The sequence below is a fragment of the Sutcliffiella horikoshii genome, from assembly GCF_002157855.1.
Taxonomy (GTDB): Bacteria; Bacillota; Bacilli; order Bacillales; family Bacillaceae_I; genus Sutcliffiella_A; species Sutcliffiella_A horikoshii_C.
Map to the genome: position 1 here is coordinate 878,715 of NZ_CP020880.1, position 17,624 is coordinate 896,338.

Sequence of the window (17,624 nt, forward strand, 5' to 3'; positions counted from 1 at the left end):
TTCTATTGGCACCTTTCAGGGTATCTATTAACGTGAAGCCTTTGGTGGCTGGCACACGTCACATTTGCGTTGGTTGTTATTCTTAAATTTTGTAAAAGTCTTTTCAAAGTTGCTTCCACAATCACATTTAAAAAGTAACTTCTGAGAAAAGCCGTGGTATTCAGTGGATAGCAATTTACTATCTGAATTCTTCTCCACAAACTCATATATTTTACTAATAGTCCATCGTTTATTCATTATCTAACACCTCCATCAGATTATAACACGGTTGTGGGTAGAAGGGACAGGCAATTCGACCCAATAGTGGTCAAGGTGCCTGTCCCTGAAATAAGCTAAAACTTCTGTGCATATAGTTAAGATGGAACAGATTGAACTGTAAAGGTGGGACAACGATGGCTAAAGAATCACAGACAATCAAGAAACCCAATTTTCTCATCCTGATGGTAGATCAGCAACGTTACCCGAGCGTATATGAAAACGAAGAACTTAGAAGATGGCAACGGGAAAACTTGCAAACTCAGGAGCTACTAAAGAAGAATGGCTTTGAATTTACACAACACTATGTTGGAAGCACCGCTTGCTCTCCAAGCAGAACCACTCTATATACTGGACAATATCCATCCCTTCATGGTGTGACACAAACGAGTGGTGCGGCAAAAACCTCTTTTGATCCGGACATGTTTTGGCTTGATCCTAATACCGTGCCAACTATGGGGGAATATTTTCGGACAGCAGGTTACAAAACTTTTTGGAAAGGCAAATGGCATGCGTCTGAAGAAGACATTCTAATACCAGGAACGAAAAACTCTTTGCCAAGCTATACCTCTACAGGAAGACCGGACAAGAGAAATGTAGAGAAATACCTTGCCTCCAACCGTTTGGGCAATTACGGATTTGAAGGTTGGGTCGGACCAGAGCCACATGGTTCCTCTCCTCGGAACTCGGCAAGCTCCGCTGCAATTGGGGTAAGCGGAAGAGATGTCATCTATGCTCAAGAAACTGTCGAGCTCCTTCAGTCATTGGAAAATGATTGTCATAGAAATTCCTCCCCGTGGCTTGTCATGTGCTCGCTCGTCAACCCTCATGACATTGCAATCTATGGCATTTACACAGAACTAAGCCCATTGTTTAACTTTGAAATTGATCCATCCGTGCCTTTCATCCCGCCACCGCCGACTGCCAATGAATCACTAAGTACCAAGCCTTCCGCCCAAGAGAGCTATCGTGAGATTTACCCAAAGGCACTCCAGCCGATAAGAGACAACGTTTCTTACAGACAGCTCTATTATTCTTTGCAAAAGAAGGCAGACCAAGAAATGTGGAAGGTTTTCCGAACCTTGCAGGATTCTACCTTTTATGAAAATACTATTGTCATCTTTCTTTCTGACCACGGAGAGTTGCTTGGTGCGCATGGCGGCCTTTATCAGAAATGGTATAACACTTACGAAGAATCGATTCATGTGCCATTGATTATCCATAGCCCAAAACTTTTCTCCGGAAAAGAAACCAACGACATGCTTACAAGTCATGTTGATGTTCTGCCAACCATGTTAGGACTCGCAGACATTGACGTAGATGAGATTCAAAAACAACTTAAGCGTGATCACACAGAAGTTCACCCATTAGTAGGTCGTGATTTAACACCACTACTCATGGCGAAAAATAAATTCTACCGTGCGAACGAACCGCTTTATTTTATGAGTGACGACGATGTTACCCAAGGCCCTAACCAAGTTTCGGCAACGGGGGAACCTTATCATGCTGTCATTCAACCAAACCACACGGAAGCCATTATCACTAAGCTCGCCACAGGAGAAAATGGCACAAAGGAAATCTGGAAACTTACACGTTATTACGATAACCCACAGTTTTGGAGTAATCCGGGAGTTGAGAACGTCACAACCACTCAAGTTTCAAAAACATCTACAGGTGAGCATATAGACTGTGCATTGTGCATCACGACCACTAAAACGAGACCAGTACCAGATCAGTATGAACTTTACAATTTGACTAAAGATCCGTTGGAAGAAAGCAACCTTGCCTACTCAGACAATCGAACACCAGAAACAATGGCTATTCAGAAACTCCTGATGGTGGGCCTTGAAGAACAGTGTAAGCAAAAAAGGTTGGAGCCATCAAGCGGTGAGGTTCCTGGAATGCCCTCCTGTAAAAACTAAAAAAAAGCCAAACGACCTGTTCCCAATAGGTTGTTTGGCTTTTGATTATTATACTCTTTTTACTGCGATCCCTTTTCCAACGCTAACTTCACCCCAAACCCAATCAACACAATACCAGTAATGGATTCAATAACAGTAGTGGTTCGAGGTTTTTTCATAAATGCACTAATTTGGTCCACTAGATAGATGTAAAGGACAAACCAAATGGCTGTTAGTACAGCGTAGGTAACTCCCATAAGTAGGAAAGGTCCGATTGTGCTAGTTCCCGGGTCAACGAATTGTGGCAGGAAGGTCAGAAAAAAGACCGCCACTTTTGGATTCAGCATATTTGTCAGGAAACCTTGCTTAAAGTGGGATTGATTTTTGTATCTATTAGCCACGTTGCTGTCCATTGGAATCTCTGCTTTCTTGTTTCGGAGTGCCCAAATCGTTTTAACCCCCAGATAAACAAGGTAAACGGCACCAACATATTTGAAGACAGAGAACAGAAATGCAGATTTAACAATAATGGCGGATAGGCCAACGACAGCTGCAATTGTATGGATAAGGATGGCACAAAAGGTACCTAAAACGGTTTTGAAACCGCCGATTCTCCCGGCAGATAAGGTGTTTTTGGTGGCTATAGCCGTGTCAGGTCCAGGTAAAATGATCAGTAAGACACTCATAACGACAAACAGAAAAAAGTTTTCCATGGTGAAAACCCCAATCTCAGTGAAATTTATTAAGATTCATTCTAACAGAAATCAGAATATTTTTAAAAATACTTTTTGGGTTTTGGGAACAGGCACCGCGAACCTTAGTGGATCGCCGTGCCTGTCCCTGTTCTGTTACCCACTAACTTGCTTCAATACTTCTCTACTGAAATCCTTCATTTTCGAATCTAGGAAGGGCTCTAGGTTTTCCACGGCTTTTTGTGCGGCAGTCACGGCTTCTTCTGTCCTACCAAGCTCCATCAGGATGAGAGCCTGATAGGATTCTTTTAGATAGAAGTTGGAAAGGTCAATCGGGTGGTGGATGTCGGGAATAACAACCTTTTCAATAGATTGAAGTGCCTCCTCAAACATGCCGAGATAATAGAGTGCTTTTGCTTTTTCGAGAATGAACCACGGGGTATAAAAATCCATCAGATCCCCGGAAGAGAGGCATACTTCAACTTTTTCAAGTGCTTTTGTATATTCTTGATTTTCCGAAATTAATTCAATTATTTCGAACAGTTCACAAAAGTAGATTGAGGAGATATGGTCCGCAAATTCCCCATACTGCTTTAGCTTCAATAGGTAGTAATCCTTTTCTTTCTTATTTCCCTCCATCAACGCATGTGCGGCTGCAAGTCGATAAAGGTCATCAATCAGATAAAAAATCCTTTTATCTTTGGAGTAGGCAAGCGCCTTTTCCATGGTTTCGATGGCAGCCTCTGAATTCCCTACTGCATATAACAAAATCGCTTCACTGTAATCAAGGTCCAGTCTGGCCATTGGTTCAATGTATGCATGTTTTGCTTCAATTTCATTCCGTTCGGCCATTAAGATTTTGAGCGCTTCTTGATAGTTGTGTTCGAAAAAAGCGATATTGGAACGAAATATTCCAATAGCAGTCCGATTAGAAGAGATATTCATTTGATCGAACATGTCAGCGGCTATATCTAGAAGGCTTTCCCAACCTGGCTTTTTCTCAATTTGAAGCGCGTAGCTGTATATCTCCATTAACCTTGCACTTTCATACCCATTTGAAAGTTTCCCGATGTGTGGCTCAATTAGTTCAATCAGTTGCCTATATTTATCTGGAAAGCCTTGCCTGAATGGAATGTTAAATATCTTTTCGGCGCGTTCCAAAGTTTCGCGCAATTCCTCGGAACTAACCTCTCCTAATAAATCTAACATTTCCACTCCAAGCTGACGGGCTATATAGGTTAGGCTTTCCATTGAAGGGTTGGCTTTATTGTTTTCTATAAGGCTGAGCATTCCTTTTGTCAGCTCTGTCCCAGCAACAGCTTCTAACGTCAATTTCTTTTGTTTTCTTAATTTTCTTATCCGGTCTCCGAGCATTTAGGTGTGCACTCCTTGAAAAGAACTATTTTGTTTAATTATATTAAACTTTTTATTGAATTGGAACACCTTATTATGGTACGATTTGTTTAATTAAATTAAACTTTTATATAAACGGGGTGCTTTTAATGGAGGAAAGTTTAAAATTGAAAAGAGCGACATACCATCTGTACACCTTTATGATTAGTAAATTAATCTCCACTTTCGGATCACAGGTATATGCATTTGCTATCAGCTTCTATATTTTGCAGCTTACTGGTTCTGCAACAAGCTTTGCGACAAACCTTCTATGTAATATTCTACCACGAACACTTGCTGGGCCATTTGTTGGAGCTATCACTGACCGATATTCTAGAAAAAAGATTGTTATAATCTCACAAGTAGCCACAACCCTTGCTATCACAGGACTTCTCATATACACCCTTACATCAGGACTCTCTCTCATAGCGATTTACACAACAACTTGTATCCTTTCGTTGACTTCCATGTTTTCAGGCATTGCATTTACTTCATCTATTACAGGTTTAATTGATCAAGCTCGAATTCAAAAAGCAATGGCGATGAATCAGATGGCGATTTCCTTTGCTGCAATAGGAAGCCCTGCCGTTGGTGGTCTTTTATATGGAACTGTTCCTATACCTGTTTTCCTTGTTATGTTTATTGTTGCCTCTGTCATTGCGGTAATTTTGGAATCAACGATGAACTTCCGCTTGTTTTCTGGTGAAAAGAGTAGTGTAGAGAAGGGGGAGCAGAAGGAATCTATGTGGCAAAGCATGAAAGCAGGCTTAAGCTATATACGATTCCAAAAAACCATTATGGTCATGCTCTGGATTAGTTTGCTCATTAATTTCCTTTTCGGAGCTTATGAAGTGGGCTATTCGTATATCTTGATTGAGAAATTGCAAATAGAGTCGCAGCATTTCGGTTTGACCCAAGGAGCATTTTCTCTTGGCATGTTGCTAATGTCGGTTTATTTTTCTGCTAGAAAAGAAGTGCGATTTCCGTTGCTACTTTCAAAACGAGGGATTATAGGTCTTGGGGCAGTTATGGGATCAATCTCTCTGCCGCTTTTATTATCAATGAATTATTGGATGATGTTCTCCTATTTTATGATACTCATGTTCAGTTTCGGATCGCTTATCATTATCGTCAATACGCCATTGCAAGTGATGCTTCAAAAGACCATTGCTGACGAATTCAAAGGGCGTGTATTTTCTATTATTGAAACGATGGCGATGGCACTTATTCCACTTGGGATGGTCATTTACGGTGTGTTGTATGATATCTTTCCTGGGGAGTGGATCTTGCTCTTATCAGCGGGGATGCTCATCGTTATTACACTCATCATGGCGAGGCCGTCGGTTATTCGAAAAGTGCACCCAGAGATTGGTGAGAAGCAGAGTGGCCGTGTTGTGGAGACGGGGAGTGTGGCACGTTAAGAGGGTATGAAGACCTATGTCGAAGAGTATTGAGGTCAGAGAGGTCTTGATAGGCAGTATGAGGACATCAGAAAGGGAAAATCGAGGTCAGAGAGGTCTTGATAGGCAGTATGAAGACATCAGAAAGGGAAAATCGAGGTCAGAGAGGTCTTGATAGGCAGTATGAAGACATCAGAAAGGGAAAATCGAGGTCAGAAAGGTCTTGATAAGTAGTATGAAGACATCAGAAGGGGAGAATCTTAGTCAGAGAGGTCTTAACGAAGACCTCTCTCCTTAAAACATCTACCCTCACTTCTTCAAACTACTATACACAACCAACCGATCGGAGTAATTCCTACTTTCCCGGTTAAACGTTCCTGTACAGGTAATCAGGTTTAAATTGCTCTGGAAAGAATAATCAAAGAGGGCTTCTACAGGAGACTCATCCTCGGGATAGGTTTCTATTCTGTCCACCACATAGGTCAGGGATTCGCCATCTGCATTAGAAACAATAATTTCGTCACCAGCTTCTAGATTTTTTAACTCGAAAAACACTGCAGGGCCGTTGCGGCTGTCGACATGTCCAGAGATGACGGAGTTTCCGCGCTCTCCTGGCATGGGGCCTTCATTATACCAGCCGACTGTCTCGAAAGATTCGGGGACGCCCATTTGACCGTTTTCGATAACCCCTACTTGTTCAACTAGTGCATCGACACCGATAGAGGCGATTTCGATTCGGTGGGGTTCAATACTGATCGATTCATCTTTTATGACTTTCCCGTTTTCATTTGTTGTTTGTGTACGGGTAGGGAGGGGAGTTTTTTGATTGGTAGGGGCCGCAGTTGCTTCGTTTGGAGATTCTTTTTCCGTAGTTTGATCACCAGCTGTCCCCGAACTGCATCCGACCAGTAAAAGAAGCATAAATGATAAAGCGGTTAGTAGTTTCATAGTTCTTCTCCTTCTAGAAAATGATAGTAGGAAAGAGAGGGAGCGCTCCCTCTCTTCTTATTTCAAACTATTATTCTTGTGTCGCTTTTCTTCTAAATGCAATGACTTGCGTTAAGACAATTGCGGAAATCAATCCTGCAACCGTCCAAGCGATAGCAGCGTTCATTCCATTATCAGCTGCACCACCCATACCTGCAGCAGGCATGTCAGTTGGCATGTCTTTTTCAAAGTTCTCTGGGAATTGGTCCACAATCGCACCAGACATCATTTCGCCGACACCGAACATGTGGGCATATGATTCACGGATTGTGTTGTAAGTAGTTTCATAGTTTGCTTCGTTATAACTGTTGAAAGCAAGAAGTAACTCATCAATGTGCATTTGCAATCCTTCTTCAAGGTCAGCTGCTTTTAGGCGGCCTTCTGTTGCTGTATCAAGGAATGCAGCCTGTTCTACTTTATACTCTTCCAATTCAGCAATTGCTACTTCACGGCCTTCTTCATTTTCTTCACCAGTTGCAACCACATAATCTACGAAATATCCGATATGGCTGCTCCATATCTCTTCGAATGCTGCTCCGCCTTCTTCACCATAAACAGATCCTACAGCTACAGATAGATCAGCAGTGTTTTCATTTAAAGCTCCTGCAGCATTTTCAAAGTCACCAGCTCCATCAATTCCTTTTTGCATAGCTAGAACTGCTAGCGCAGCGTGCTCAGCGAAAAGGTGGTTCAAGTCAGCGCGTAAGTCTGCTGCTGGTGTGTCAACACTAGTATTCTCGAATTTTTCCGGGAATTGGTCTGTGATCGCCCAAGATAATCCTTTCCCTGGCTCATACATATGCTCGATTGCATGACGGACATTGTCATATGCTTTGTCAAAGTCACCAGCGACATAGTTGTCAAATGCCCAAACTAGTTGCTCCACGTGCATTTTTAGTCCAGCTTCTAGTTCGCTTGCTTTTAGGCGACTTTCTGTTGCAGTGTCCAGAAACGCTGCTTGTTCTGCTGTATATTCATCCAACTCGGCTAATGCCTGTTGTCTGCCTTCTTCATTTTCTTCCGCAGTAGCTGTTACATAATCTACGAAATATCCAATATGGCTGCTCCAAATTTCTTTGAATGCTGCTCCGCCTTCTTCACCATAAACGGAAGCTACTGCTGCGGACAAATCATTTGTATTTGCATTTAATGCGCCAGCTGCTTGCTCGAAGTCTTCTGCTCCGTCAATTCCTTTTTGCATCGCTACGACTGCCAAGAAAGCATGCTCTGATAACAATGCATCTAAAGAAGCTCTCAAGTCAGATGCCGGTGTGGATACAGAGGCGTGTGGATGATGATGTTCTCCATCGTGTGCACTTGCTACTTGAAAAGTCGGTACTAATAATCCTACGCTAAGTGGTACGGCTACCATTGCTTTTTTCCAGTTCATGATCTAAGCACTCCTTTTTAGTTGGTTTCACTTACCTAACGGAGCAGATCAGAAACTGGATCACTTTTTTTGAAAAAAATAAAAAAGTCTTCCACTTTGTCTGTATAATGGAAATTAGAAGTGGTTGAAAAATACATATCGTGGGAGTAATACCATGAAGCTACCTATTTCAAAATTAGATATCCACAAACTTACCGATGAACAAATGACTGACCTATTATTTAAAAATATTAAAGATGACAATAGAAATGGCGACTGTATTTTCGTTCCTGGGAGTAGCAAGGCGGTCCAATATCGGTTGCCTCCAGCTATTCAGCTCTATAAGGAAGGAAGAGCAGGGAAAATATTATTTTCAGGTGGAGTAATTTGGGACGGTAACAAACTTAGCGAGGCACAGCTCTTGGCAGAGAAGGCGATGGAATTAGGGGTGCCTTCTGAGGATATCCTCATTGAAAACCAGTCCCTGCACACAAAGGAAAATGTCCTGGCATCTTTGCTCGTATTAGATAGAGCGCTCCATCTTCATAAAATAAACCGGTTGCTTGTGGTGACAAGTCATTATCATATGAGACGGATGAACTTGAAACTCCAAACTTATATGCCAAATTGGATTGATTATTCTCTTTGTCCTGTCAATGACAGAACTACACGAGAAGACAACTGGTTTCTTAATCCCTATGGTAGACAACGGGTGGAGGCAGAGTCTGCTAAGCTGATCAGTTATGTGAAACAGGGAATTATCATAGATCAGGAGTTGGAATTTACCAATCTCCCATAAGTACGAAAATTTTATTTAACACCAGGAGGTACACATTGAAAAAAAACATATCATTTCAATTTCCAATTGAAAAGCAAGATTACACCGAACTATTCCGATACATGCCATATTTTAAATCTATCTTCAAAATGGCGACTGTAGGGAACTTGGTTGCACTCTTTTTATTTTGTGGTTACAACATTATTGCCAACCTTCAGATCGCACAAGATGGCACGCAATTCCTTATTTTGAATATTGTTACCGTCGTTATTGGATTTGTCATGTACTATGTCATTCTGTTCTTGATCCGCTTGTTCTTCAGGAAGATTATTGAGAATAGAAGCAACAAACTCCATTCGCTATATTTTAAATCCAATAATACCTATCAAGTTGGGTTCGATCCCCGTTTTAATGCCTTTGTACTTGGGAAGGAAAAGATGAAAATTCCTGCTGACCAATCCTTCACCGTGATTGAAACAGAACGTAATTTATTGTTTTATGTGGGCAAAGGAAAAGGAAAGGAGGACAAGTTCTTCATCTCAAAATCGGGTTCGGCACCCGACCATGCGCTAAAGCTCGAGCGCTTCACCACTATGTTACAAGAGAAGGGAATTGCCGTACAAACGACAAAACCAATCTAATATTACCGGTTTTTGAAAATATCAGAAACCAATCTAGGCGTTTTTTCATACTATGGTGTTGAGGTGAAATTATGGCTAGAGTTAAGTTTACAGATTCAGATGTAGCGTTAGTGGCAAGGATGATGAGAGCGGAAGCAGAGGGTGAAGGCAAGCAAGGTATGCTTTATGTCGGCAATGTTATAACCAATCGTGCAGTAGCCGATTGTTTAGATTTCAAAGAAGTAAGAACCATTCGGCAAGTTATCTATCAAGTGCAAGGCGGAAATTATTCATTTGAAGCGGTTCAAAAGGGTAATTTATTTTATAACAGAGCAAGATCGGTTGAAAAAAACTTAGCTAGAAAGACGTTGACTTCTTGGAGAGAGCATCCAGCAAAATATGCCTTATGGTATTTCAATCCTTACGCACCATGTCCTCCAACATGGTATGATCAACCTTTTTCCGGTCAATTCAAACAGCATTGTTATTACGAACCGATTGCGGGTACTTGTGCAAGTGTTTATTCGTGAACCAACTATCATTACTTATTAGAGGACTCTTTGGCAGCTATGCGGAGTTCTCTTTTTTATAGGAAAAGATTAAATTCATTTCCTGTTATTGGGTTTTTAATGGGAGAATGGTAGAATTATAGGGATGGTTTTACTTGGAATGGGGTGTGTAATCTGACTATTAATTTCGGGTATGCGGAGAACATTATGGAGTTGCTTTGTATCTTACTTGCATGGGGATTGATTGCTGTGCTTGTTATTCGTATTTATCTTGGGCAAGATGCAGAAGAACGTCCAAAATTATGGAAGATAATTATTGCTGTTTTATTGGGGCTGTTTTCATTTACCTTCTCGTTCCCACTTTTTAATGAACCATTTTCCATTGCAATTCTTCCACTTGGAGTATGGATATTATATGGGCTATTGAATAGAAAAGGACGTTGGCAAGCTTACCGGAAATATGCTTGGACGGGATTTGGAGGCAACTTTATATTTTTGAGTACAGCAATTCTTGCGATCGGATTAGCTACTGTGTTCTATCCAAGCGATGAAGTGCGGACGTATCTTACAGATGTTTCAGAAGTGGAATTGTTGGTGACTCACCCATCTGGCGGCGAAGTGAAAATAAATGAGGAAAAGTTTAAGGACTCTCTATCTACTTTTAATTACGAGCGCTCGAACGTCATTCAATGGTTTGAAGAAATACGAGAGCAGATTTGGCCAGAAGAAGAGAGTGAAGAGCCAGTCGAAATTCAAGAGAAATTTCCATATCTGTTAACAGGCGTAAAAACGAAAACTGGTGACAAGATTCGTGTTTATGTGGAACAAGACGGTAAGGGACTGCTTGTTACCACGAAGGAAAAACAGCATTACTATCGATCAAAGACGGCTTCCTTTTTAGAAGAAAGGGGGAATGCTGAATGACGAAAAAAGCAATTTTTCTAATATTCTTTGTAGTAGCTTTAATCGCTGGCACTATTATAACGTACATAATGATGACACCAAAAGCGTTCTATTCAGAGGACGAAATCATCGAAAATATGGATTATTTAACTCAAGAAATTGAAGTGTTAGATAGTATGCAATTAGATGAAAAAACTTATTTTGTCCCACACTTATCAAATGATGGTAAATCCTATGGTTCTAGCATTTGGGTGTGGAGTGGTTGGAAATGGGAATGTGTTGGTGCAACGACCGCTTCTGATCCACAAATAGTAGTTAATGAGGGGAACTCTTATATTTTCTGGAATGTTCACCCTAAGGATGAGGTACGTGAATGGGAGTTTTATTTAACATCTGAGCGGAATTATTCTGTAACGTCGGTAGGGGATAATAATCAGTTGGAGGTTTATTATCCAAAGATACAGATGAAACATTCTGTAGAATTAGAAAAGGGAAGTTATGGGTATGTAAAAGTGCCAAGTAAATGGAAAGAAGTGATTGGTTCCTTTGATTCGTATCCAGCTGAAACGGGAATTATTCCTTCCAGCCATTCGTATATGTATCAATGGCAGGCTTTTAATGACGACGGAGAATCAATTCGTCTTGAGCATACGTTCCGACGCGGTGGAGGAGGTTCTTATGGTGGGAATTATTTCTACCATATGACACAGTTAAATCCTGAAAATTTGGAATAGACCTGAAAGAATTAGTAAAGAAGATTTGAGGTAATAGAAATGTTTCAACAATCAAGCAAGCAATATTATATTTTGGTGTTTCTTTTATTTATTTCTGTATTATATGGATTTCAGAAGCATGTGGAAGTGAATAAGCAACAAGATTTTTTGGAACCGCATCTTAAAGAAATGGTAGGGAACTTGCAATCGGAGACCAATACTATTTCAAGTATCATGCAAAGGCTGATGAGTGAAAAAGAGATTCCTTATGCCCAATGGGTTCAATTGAAGAATGGATTCAACTACATAGAGGATACTAGCTATGAAATTGAAAAGCTGGCCAAGGCGATTTATCCACGGCATTCTGATGGATTACAGTTTGCAACTAAAACTAGTGCTAGTTTAATTGCAGAGGAATTAAGATATATCGAGGAAACACTGTTGGAAGAGGATATGGATAGATTGGATACAGTCGCTTTTCCTACGGAAGTTGAAGCGACATTAGTCCGCATACATGACACTGCAGCTGGGTGGAGTGAAGCAACAAATCCTTTTATAGGCTTACCGAGCAATTTATTAAGCCGAACAGGTTGGGTAGATATGCTAAAAGAGATGGAAGATGATTCAATTGCGTATCAGGGTGATTATGGGAGCTAACTAAAATTAGGTGTGGCGGAGGTTCTGTTGATGTTGATGGGCCTCTCTTTTTATTACATGGATAGGTTCTATACGCCCGAAGCATGATGGAAAACAGTTGAACGGTTATATAAAACGGCTCTATACGCCTGAAGCAACATGAAAATAGTGTTAAAGGTCATATAGAACGGCTCTATACGCCTGAAGCAACATGAAAACAGTGTTAAAGGTCACATAGAACGGCTCTATACGCCCGAAGGAACATGAAAATAGTGTTAAAGGGCATATAGAACGGCTCTATATGCCCGAAGTATCCCTAACACAGGTTCAACTGTCTTCAACATATTAAAAAATGACAGAATATTAAATAAATGAAACTTTTCATAAAAGTAATCGTATAAATATATATAAGATCAAAAGGAGGAGTCTCACATGATCTGGTTATTTATCATCGTACCAATAGTGCTACTTGTCGGAATAACTATCTATATGGATAAAAGAAATAAAGGAATGGGCCAGGCTCCGGATGTAAACAGAGGCAATCAAAATATTGAATCCGAAACAACTAGAAATCAATTCAACCAGTGGAACAATCATGGTGGGGGAAGCGATGGCGGAGGATCAAACTAAGATGGATTACGCTATCCAAGCAAACCATCAAAACATGAAAATCTTGAAGGCTTCCATCGATTGTTTTGGAAGTCATCTTAAGCTTAAAATCACTTTACCTGATGGAAATATAGTAATCAGGTGGGGGCTTGCTGACGAGGATTACTTAAGAATTAGAAATATCATCAAAGAAAATTATTTTGATAGCCTAGAAGTAGGCTATCATTATGAGTTACTCCCCTATGTTGGTGTAAGTCTTGACAAACCAAATGGTAAACAAAAATTCCTTGCAAACCTCCGTTGTGTACAAGGACAAAAAGCTGCAAGAATTGAATTCGAATGCTCAGAAAGGTTTGCTGGGAATATGGAGTGGTTTAAAAATGATGTTAGGTGTATACAAGATTTGAAGCATCTGAAATGGGAGAAGTTTAACGTATGAAAAAACGAAGAGCCCAACTAATAGGACTATTAATTTTAGTAGGAATAGTTTTCCTATTCATGGGAAAAAAAGATGTTCAAGTGATAACAAATAGCCATACATTTGGTGTCTTCTATGTAGAGGAAAAAGACCATCATATAGAACCAGGAGAGTATATGGAGATGTGGGTTATTGGCTATAACGGGGCTGAGAAAGAAGAGAATAGGGAGTACTTCAAGGTGTACATTAGGGATGCTAATGTTTATAACCTTATTGAAGCAGAAGAAACCTATTTGTTTTCGTTTTCTTCAACGGGAGACGATCGATACTATTTAGATCAAGTTTTCCCCGAAAATGGTACTCAGTTGACTGGAGAGGGAAGATGAAAAGATAAGTAAAAGAAGGTACCATTCTTAGGCTTTAAATGGAATCAGTTATGTAGAAACAATATCCTCAAATAACCACTGAAAAATGCACGCTTATATGTGCATTTTTTTTCTTTATTTCATGAACCTCTAACAAAGACTCCTTCTAAATAAACACTTTTCTCGAATAAAAAAAAGAATAAGTAAAATAATACTTCGTAGTACAGTGAAAAGTATTTAATCAGCCAGAGACTTATACAAAAAATGAGGTAATTGTGTGTTTAATAAGAGACCTTCTCGTGGCAGCAAACAGCTTCAATCAGTAATGAAGCCAAACTATGAAGAATATTTGAAAAAGAAAATTCAAGTAGATGATACAACCATTCCTAATGATCAAACATCTTTTCAGGAAATTATTAAACATGTTTTTGAAGATGTAGGTGATTTTCAAGTTAGGTATATACCTAAAAACGATGAACTAGGCTTGTATGTCTATTACATCTCCGGAATAACTGATGTAACTAAATTAGAAGAGCAGCTACTACTTTCAGATGAATTGGAGATAGCGGCATTAAAAGAAAATATTAGAAACTATGACTACTATGAGGCTGATTCTTGGAAGTCTTGTATCCAAGGATGTTTGGAAGGTCATGTAATCATTCACTTACCAGGGGAAGTACCTTTCTTAGTGAACTATGTTAAGAAAGAACAACGAACAGTAACAGAACCTACGACACAGTATCAAGTGTATGGGCCGAAAATCGGCTTTATTGAAGATAGCAGAACAAATATTTCTCTTATTCGTAAGCTAATCAAGGACCCGAGACTGAAGTTGAAAGAGTTTACCGTCGGAACATTAAGTCACACCCATGTTGGTTTATTATATTTGGAGGAATATGTGGATACTGATCTATTGGAGTTGGTTACAAGTAGATTAGAAAGTCTGACAATGGAACAATTGAACGATGGTGGGGAGATTGCAAAAAAAATAGTGGATTATCCTATGTCCATTTTCCCGCAAGTGTATGAAACAGAAAGACCGGACTATACCTCTATTGCACTAGGGCAGGGGAAAATTGTGTTGGTAGTTGATAATTCCACCTTTTGTGTCGTTTTGCCTGCAACCTTGTTTAATCTTATCGAAATCAGTCCCGACAATTTTCGGATGGCATTGGATAATACCTTTATCCGTTTGTTGCGAATTGTATCCATACTGGTAGCAACTATTCTTCCTGCCCTATATGTTGCCTTGGTTGGGTATCATCCAGAACTGCTTCCGACAACACTTGCCTTAACGATAGCTGATTCCAGAAATAATATCCCATTCCCCATTTACTTGGAAGCGATTATGATGATTTTTGCTTTGGATGTATTAGTGGAAGCAAGTCTAAGGCTTCCAAGTTTTGTAGGGCAGACCATTGGTATTGTAGGAGGACTTGTTGTCGGTCAGGCTGCTGTTGAAGCAGGTTTAGTTAGTAATACAATGATTATTGTTAGTGCATCCACCGCTATTACATCCTTCACATTACCAACATGGCATTTAATTTCTTCATGGAGAATCGCGAGATATCTATTAATAATGATGTCTTCATTATTAGGGATATTTGGGTTAACAATTGGTATAGCGTATCTGACATTTTGCTTATGTAACCTTAGTTCTTTTGGGAAACCTTATTTATCACCTGCAACCCCTCTTAATCCGAAAGAATTATGGAATCTTTTTTTTAGATTAAAAAACAACCAATTTACTAAACCAAAGTAAAAGGAGGATGAAGTCTTGCGTAATACAATTCAACAATTCCGAGGCTTTGATTTGTTTGCCTTTACGTTTTCCTCCACTATTACTTTGGGAGTAGCTTTTTTACCGTACGTGGCAGATGGGGAAATCAGAAGTGCCTGGTTAAAGCTAATTCTTACTTCCATCCCCTACTTCTTTTTGATTTGGCTGATATCTAAATACTTCCGTTTATATGATAATAACGATTTTTTTAAGATATTGAGAAAAAATGCAGGTTATTTAGTGTATTTCATCATAATGGCTTATTTGATACTCAGTTCCATTTTTAGCACGATGAAAGTAACACAAGACCTAACTTTTCTAGTAAGAACATTTATGTTAAAAACCACTCCTACTTTTTTGATTATATTACCATTCATTCTGCTTATTTCACTTGCTGTTCATTATGGGCTACTCACAATTGTTAGGTTTGTTTCGTTTTTTGTTGTCGCAGAGATACTACTACTTGCGACATTTTTGTCTTGGGGGTTGTTTAGTGAATATTTTAATTGGATTTTCATTCCACCTGTTATGAATGTAGAATTACCTGTTTTTCTGAAGAGTTCTATGTCAGATGCTGCACGGTATGGAGGAATAGTTACTCTCCTTGGTTTTATTCAATATGTAAAACGGGACGAAAAGACTTTTCGTGCAATGAGTGCAGGATTACTATGTGTCATGCTAATTTATGTAACTTTGAGTTTGGTTGTATTAGGGATTTTCGGATATGAAGAGGCAATCCATCTCATATCACCAATTATTACGTTGGTTCAATCAATTACACCTAGTACTGGACTGTTAGAAAGGATGGATCTCTTGTTTTTGGGGTTTTGGGTCATCTCTTTTATAAAAGTTTCCTGTATCCTATTTTGGTTTTCGATTTATTTATTAGAGCAACTATTCCCCAAAATAAAAAGAAGTATATTAATCGCTTGCATTACTCCCTTATTTTTTATATATGCGAATTGGGTTCCTTTTCAATTTATTGAAGGTTGGCAGGTTTATAATATCAATGTATTAGTAGCTTCATTGCTACTCCCTTGTCTGTTGTTACTCTTTGTCATTGCAAAACACCGTCACTCTCGGGAGGTGGTTTCATGATGGGGCAAAAACCAATATATTTTGCATTACTGCTTATCTTGTTTTTAAGCGGTTGCAATGATATGCGTGAAATTGACCAAAGAGGAATGGTATTAGGAATCTCTATTGATCAAGGAGAGGAAAAAAAGTATAAAATAAGCATCCAGTTACCGATTCTGGGGAAAAGTCAAAACGGAGGAGGAGGTCCTGCTAAGTCCGGAGAGTTTGAGGTGTTGTGGAGTGAAGGGGATACAGTTTGGGAAGCAATTACTAACTTGGAATCAAAAACACCGAATGTATTATTTTTTGGTCACCTGAAGGTTATCGTAATTTCAGAGAAGATTGCGGCAACTAGTATTAATGGTTCGTTAGATTTGGTGGACAGAATTCCCGATATAGGGAACAAGGTCTTTCTCATAATAAGCAAGGATGAAGAAGCTAGTAAGTTTTTAAAAACAGAGTCCTCTCTGATAAAGTTACCGGCATTGTATGTTAACCGGTTCTTCCGGGCTGACAAAAAGCTTTCTCGTACACAGCCAATTAAAGTTTTCCAATATAGACGTGATAGAAATACCGTATCTTCAGCGGCAGTTATTCCCTTTGCAAAAACAATTGACAGTGAAATTATTATTGAAGATATGGGAGTATTAAAAGACGATTCATTAGTAGAAATATTGAAAGGGAACGAAGTGGCAGCAAGTCAGCTGATAAAAGGCGAGAAAGTGGAAGAAATGAATTATATCACGCATATAGAATCAAAAGGAAAAAAAGTATCTGTTTCATTATCTAGAATAATGCTAGAAAGTAAAGTGGATTTAAAAAAGATAACTCCGGTAACATTTGAGATTTATGTGAAGGGTGAAGGGAACCTTGTTGAACTTTCTGCAGGTGAAACATCCAAAGGTTTTATTGAAAAGCTCGAATCCCAATTAAATAAAGAGATTAAAACGGATATAGAACAAACGATAGAAAAAATGAAGAAAGCAAATGTGGAGCCATGGCTATTGGGACATAGAATATGGATAAAGGATCAAACTTATTTTGAATCCTTAAAGTGGAAGGAAGAAGGGTTTAAAGAAGCTTTATTTACTGTGAATGTTGATATTAGAATTGATACAACAGGTCAGAAAGGGTTGTTCAACAAATCGCCTATTTATCAGAAGTCAACTAGAGATGATGGGGAGTAAGAATGGAAACGTGTATAAATATTTTTCCACGCT

Annotated in this window: 19 protein-coding genes; 14 read left to right on the forward strand and 5 right to left on the reverse strand. The window is 39.3% G+C overall.

Translation table 11 applies throughout. The annotated features are described in order from the left end of the window. Nucleotides 1–27: 27 nt before the first annotated feature. Complete coding sequence (locus tag B4U37_RS04640; RefSeq protein WP_088017293.1) at nucleotides 28–237, reverse strand: hypothetical protein; 210 nt, start codon at nucleotides 235–237, stop codon at nucleotides 28–30. 155 nt (nucleotides 238–392) lie between these two features. Here B4U37_RS04640 and B4U37_RS04645 point away from each other — a divergent pair, with 155 nt between their 5' ends. Beyond that, on the forward strand, nucleotides 393–2,177 hold the full coding sequence (locus B4U37_RS04645) for a sulfatase-like hydrolase/transferase (RefSeq protein WP_088017294.1): 1,785 nt from the start codon (nucleotides 393–395) through the stop codon (nucleotides 2,175–2,177). Between the two features lie 59 nt (nucleotides 2,178–2,236). Here the strand turns inward: B4U37_RS04645 and B4U37_RS04650 are convergent, their stop codons facing one another. Then, the gene (locus B4U37_RS04650) at nucleotides 2,237–2,869 is read right to left on the reverse strand and encodes a LysE family translocator (RefSeq protein WP_088017295.1); all 633 of its coding nucleotides are present in this window, start codon (nucleotides 2,867–2,869) and stop codon (nucleotides 2,237–2,239) included. Between the two features lie 135 nt (nucleotides 2,870–3,004). Then, nucleotides 3,005–4,222 (reverse strand): helix-turn-helix domain-containing protein, encoded by a 1,218-nt coding sequence (locus B4U37_RS04655; RefSeq protein ID WP_088017296.1) that lies wholly within the window; start codon nucleotides 4,220–4,222, stop codon nucleotides 3,005–3,007. Nucleotides 4,223–4,401: 179 nt separating this feature from the next. Here B4U37_RS04655 and B4U37_RS04660 point away from each other — a divergent pair, with 179 nt between their 5' ends. Then, complete coding sequence (locus B4U37_RS04660; protein WP_342746492.1) at nucleotides 4,402–5,661, forward strand: MFS transporter; 1,260 nt, start codon at nucleotides 4,402–4,404, stop codon at nucleotides 5,659–5,661. Between the two features lie 288 nt (nucleotides 5,662–5,949). Here the strand turns inward: B4U37_RS04660 and B4U37_RS04665 are convergent, their stop codons facing one another. Continuing rightward, nucleotides 5,950–6,588, reverse strand: coding sequence for a class F sortase (locus B4U37_RS04665; protein ID WP_088017298.1), 639 nt, complete (start codon nucleotides 6,586–6,588; stop codon nucleotides 5,950–5,952). 70 nt (nucleotides 6,589–6,658) lie between these two features. Further along, nucleotides 6,659–8,017, reverse strand: coding sequence for a copper amine oxidase (locus tag B4U37_RS04670; RefSeq protein WP_088017299.1), 1,359 nt, complete (start codon nucleotides 8,015–8,017; stop codon nucleotides 6,659–6,661). A gap of 154 nt (nucleotides 8,018–8,171) precedes the next feature. Between B4U37_RS04670 and B4U37_RS04675 the strand changes: the two genes are divergently transcribed. The 12 genes from B4U37_RS04675 (at nucleotide 8,172) to B4U37_RS04730 (ending at nucleotide 17,591) form a co-directional block, all read left to right on the forward strand. Next, complete coding sequence (locus B4U37_RS04675; protein ID WP_088017300.1) at nucleotides 8,172–8,795, forward strand: YdcF family protein; 624 nt, start codon at nucleotides 8,172–8,174, stop codon at nucleotides 8,793–8,795. 35 nt (nucleotides 8,796–8,830) lie between these two features. Next, the gene (locus B4U37_RS04680; protein WP_088017301.1) at nucleotides 8,831–9,415 is read left to right on the forward strand and encodes a hypothetical protein; all 585 of its coding nucleotides are present in this window, start codon (nucleotides 8,831–8,833) and stop codon (nucleotides 9,413–9,415) included. Between the two features lie 71 nt (nucleotides 9,416–9,486). Then, on the forward strand, nucleotides 9,487–9,924 hold the full coding sequence (locus tag B4U37_RS04685; protein WP_088017302.1) for a cell wall hydrolase: 438 nt from the start codon (nucleotides 9,487–9,489) through the stop codon (nucleotides 9,922–9,924). A gap of 186 nt (nucleotides 9,925–10,110) precedes the next feature. Further along, a complete protein-coding gene (locus tag B4U37_RS04690; protein WP_088017303.1) occupies nucleotides 10,111–10,827 on the forward strand; it encodes a hypothetical protein in 717 nt (238 codons plus the stop codon). Further along, entirely contained in the window at nucleotides 10,824–11,540 is a 717-nt protein-coding gene (locus B4U37_RS04695; RefSeq protein WP_088017304.1) for a hypothetical protein, read from the forward strand. Before B4U37_RS04690 ends, B4U37_RS04695 begins: the two co-directional genes overlap by 4 nt. Nucleotides 11,541–11,579: 39 nt before the next feature. After that, nucleotides 11,580–12,176, forward strand: coding sequence for a hypothetical protein (locus tag B4U37_RS04700; protein WP_088017305.1), 597 nt, complete (start codon nucleotides 11,580–11,582; stop codon nucleotides 12,174–12,176). Nucleotides 12,177–12,587: 411 nt separating this feature from the next. Beyond that, nucleotides 12,588–12,785, forward strand: a complete 198-nt coding sequence (locus B4U37_RS04705; protein WP_010198732.1) for a hypothetical protein — start codon at nucleotides 12,588–12,590, stop codon at nucleotides 12,783–12,785. Nucleotide 12,786: 1 nt separating this feature from the next. Next, entirely contained in the window at nucleotides 12,787–13,203 is a 417-nt protein-coding gene (locus B4U37_RS04710) for a hypothetical protein (RefSeq protein ID WP_088020152.1), read from the forward strand. Beyond that, nucleotides 13,200–13,568: a hypothetical protein gene (locus B4U37_RS04715; RefSeq protein WP_088017306.1), complete on the forward strand. Its 369-nt coding sequence runs from the start codon at nucleotides 13,200–13,202 to the stop codon at nucleotides 13,566–13,568. The genes B4U37_RS04710 and B4U37_RS04715 overlap by 4 nt, the downstream gene beginning before the upstream one ends. A gap of 256 nt (nucleotides 13,569–13,824) precedes the next feature. Further along, nucleotides 13,825–15,309 carry a spore germination protein gene (locus tag B4U37_RS04720; RefSeq protein WP_088017307.1) on the forward strand — a complete coding sequence of 495 codons (1,485 nt, stop codon included), beginning with the start codon at nucleotides 13,825–13,827 and terminating at the stop codon, nucleotides 15,307–15,309. 15 nt (nucleotides 15,310–15,324) lie between these two features. Continuing rightward, nucleotides 15,325–16,425 carry an endospore germination permease gene (locus tag B4U37_RS04725; protein ID WP_088017308.1) on the forward strand — a complete coding sequence of 367 codons (1,101 nt, stop codon included), beginning with the start codon at nucleotides 15,325–15,327 and terminating at the stop codon, nucleotides 16,423–16,425. Beyond that, nucleotides 16,422–17,591, forward strand: coding sequence for a Ger(x)C family spore germination protein (locus B4U37_RS04730; protein WP_088017309.1), 1,170 nt, complete (start codon nucleotides 16,422–16,424; stop codon nucleotides 17,589–17,591). The genes B4U37_RS04725 and B4U37_RS04730 overlap by 4 nt, the downstream gene beginning before the upstream one ends. The last annotated feature ends 33 nt before the right edge of the window (nucleotides 17,592–17,624 follow it).

What these genes read in the sequence shown, in the direction of transcription:
- B4U37_RS04710 (WP_088020152.1), top strand. Translation starts at nt 12,787, where the DNA reads ATGGATTACGCTATCCAAGCAAACCATCAAAACATGAAAATCTTGAAG.
- B4U37_RS04715 (WP_088017306.1), top strand. Translation starts at nt 13,200, where the DNA reads ATGAAAAAACGAAGAGCCCAACTAATAGGACTATTAATTTTAGTAGGA.
- B4U37_RS04640 (WP_088017293.1), bottom strand. Translation starts at nt 237, where the DNA reads ATGAATAAACGATGGACTATTAGTAAAATATATGAGTTTGTGGAGAAG.
- B4U37_RS04685 (WP_088017302.1), top strand. Translation starts at nt 9,487, where the DNA reads ATGGCTAGAGTTAAGTTTACAGATTCAGATGTAGCGTTAGTGGCAAGG.
- B4U37_RS04655 (WP_088017296.1), bottom strand. Translation starts at nt 4,222, where the DNA reads ATGCTCGGAGACCGGATAAGAAAATTAAGAAAACAAAAGAAATTGACG.
- B4U37_RS04665 (WP_088017298.1), bottom strand. Translation starts at nt 6,588, where the DNA reads ATGAAACTACTAACCGCTTTATCATTTATGCTTCTTTTACTGGTCGGA.
- B4U37_RS04700 (WP_088017305.1), top strand. Translation starts at nt 11,580, where the DNA reads ATGTTTCAACAATCAAGCAAGCAATATTATATTTTGGTGTTTCTTTTA.
- B4U37_RS04645 (WP_088017294.1), top strand. Translation starts at nt 393, where the DNA reads ATGGCTAAAGAATCACAGACAATCAAGAAACCCAATTTTCTCATCCTG.
- B4U37_RS04695 (WP_088017304.1), top strand. Translation starts at nt 10,824, where the DNA reads ATGACGAAAAAAGCAATTTTTCTAATATTCTTTGTAGTAGCTTTAATC.
- B4U37_RS04690 (WP_088017303.1), top strand. Translation starts at nt 10,111, where the DNA reads ATGGAGTTGCTTTGTATCTTACTTGCATGGGGATTGATTGCTGTGCTT.
- B4U37_RS04650 (WP_088017295.1), bottom strand. Translation starts at nt 2,869, where the DNA reads ATGGAAAACTTTTTTCTGTTTGTCGTTATGAGTGTCTTACTGATCATT.
- B4U37_RS04660 (WP_342746492.1), top strand. Translation starts at nt 4,402, where the DNA reads ATGATTAGTAAATTAATCTCCACTTTCGGATCACAGGTATATGCATTT.
- B4U37_RS04670 (WP_088017299.1), bottom strand. Translation starts at nt 8,017, where the DNA reads ATGAACTGGAAAAAAGCAATGGTAGCCGTACCACTTAGCGTAGGATTA.
- B4U37_RS04730 (WP_088017309.1), top strand. Translation starts at nt 16,422, where the DNA reads ATGATGGGGCAAAAACCAATATATTTTGCATTACTGCTTATCTTGTTT.
- B4U37_RS04705 (WP_010198732.1), top strand. Translation starts at nt 12,588, where the DNA reads ATGATCTGGTTATTTATCATCGTACCAATAGTGCTACTTGTCGGAATA.
- B4U37_RS04675 (WP_088017300.1), top strand. Translation starts at nt 8,172, where the DNA reads ATGAAGCTACCTATTTCAAAATTAGATATCCACAAACTTACCGATGAA.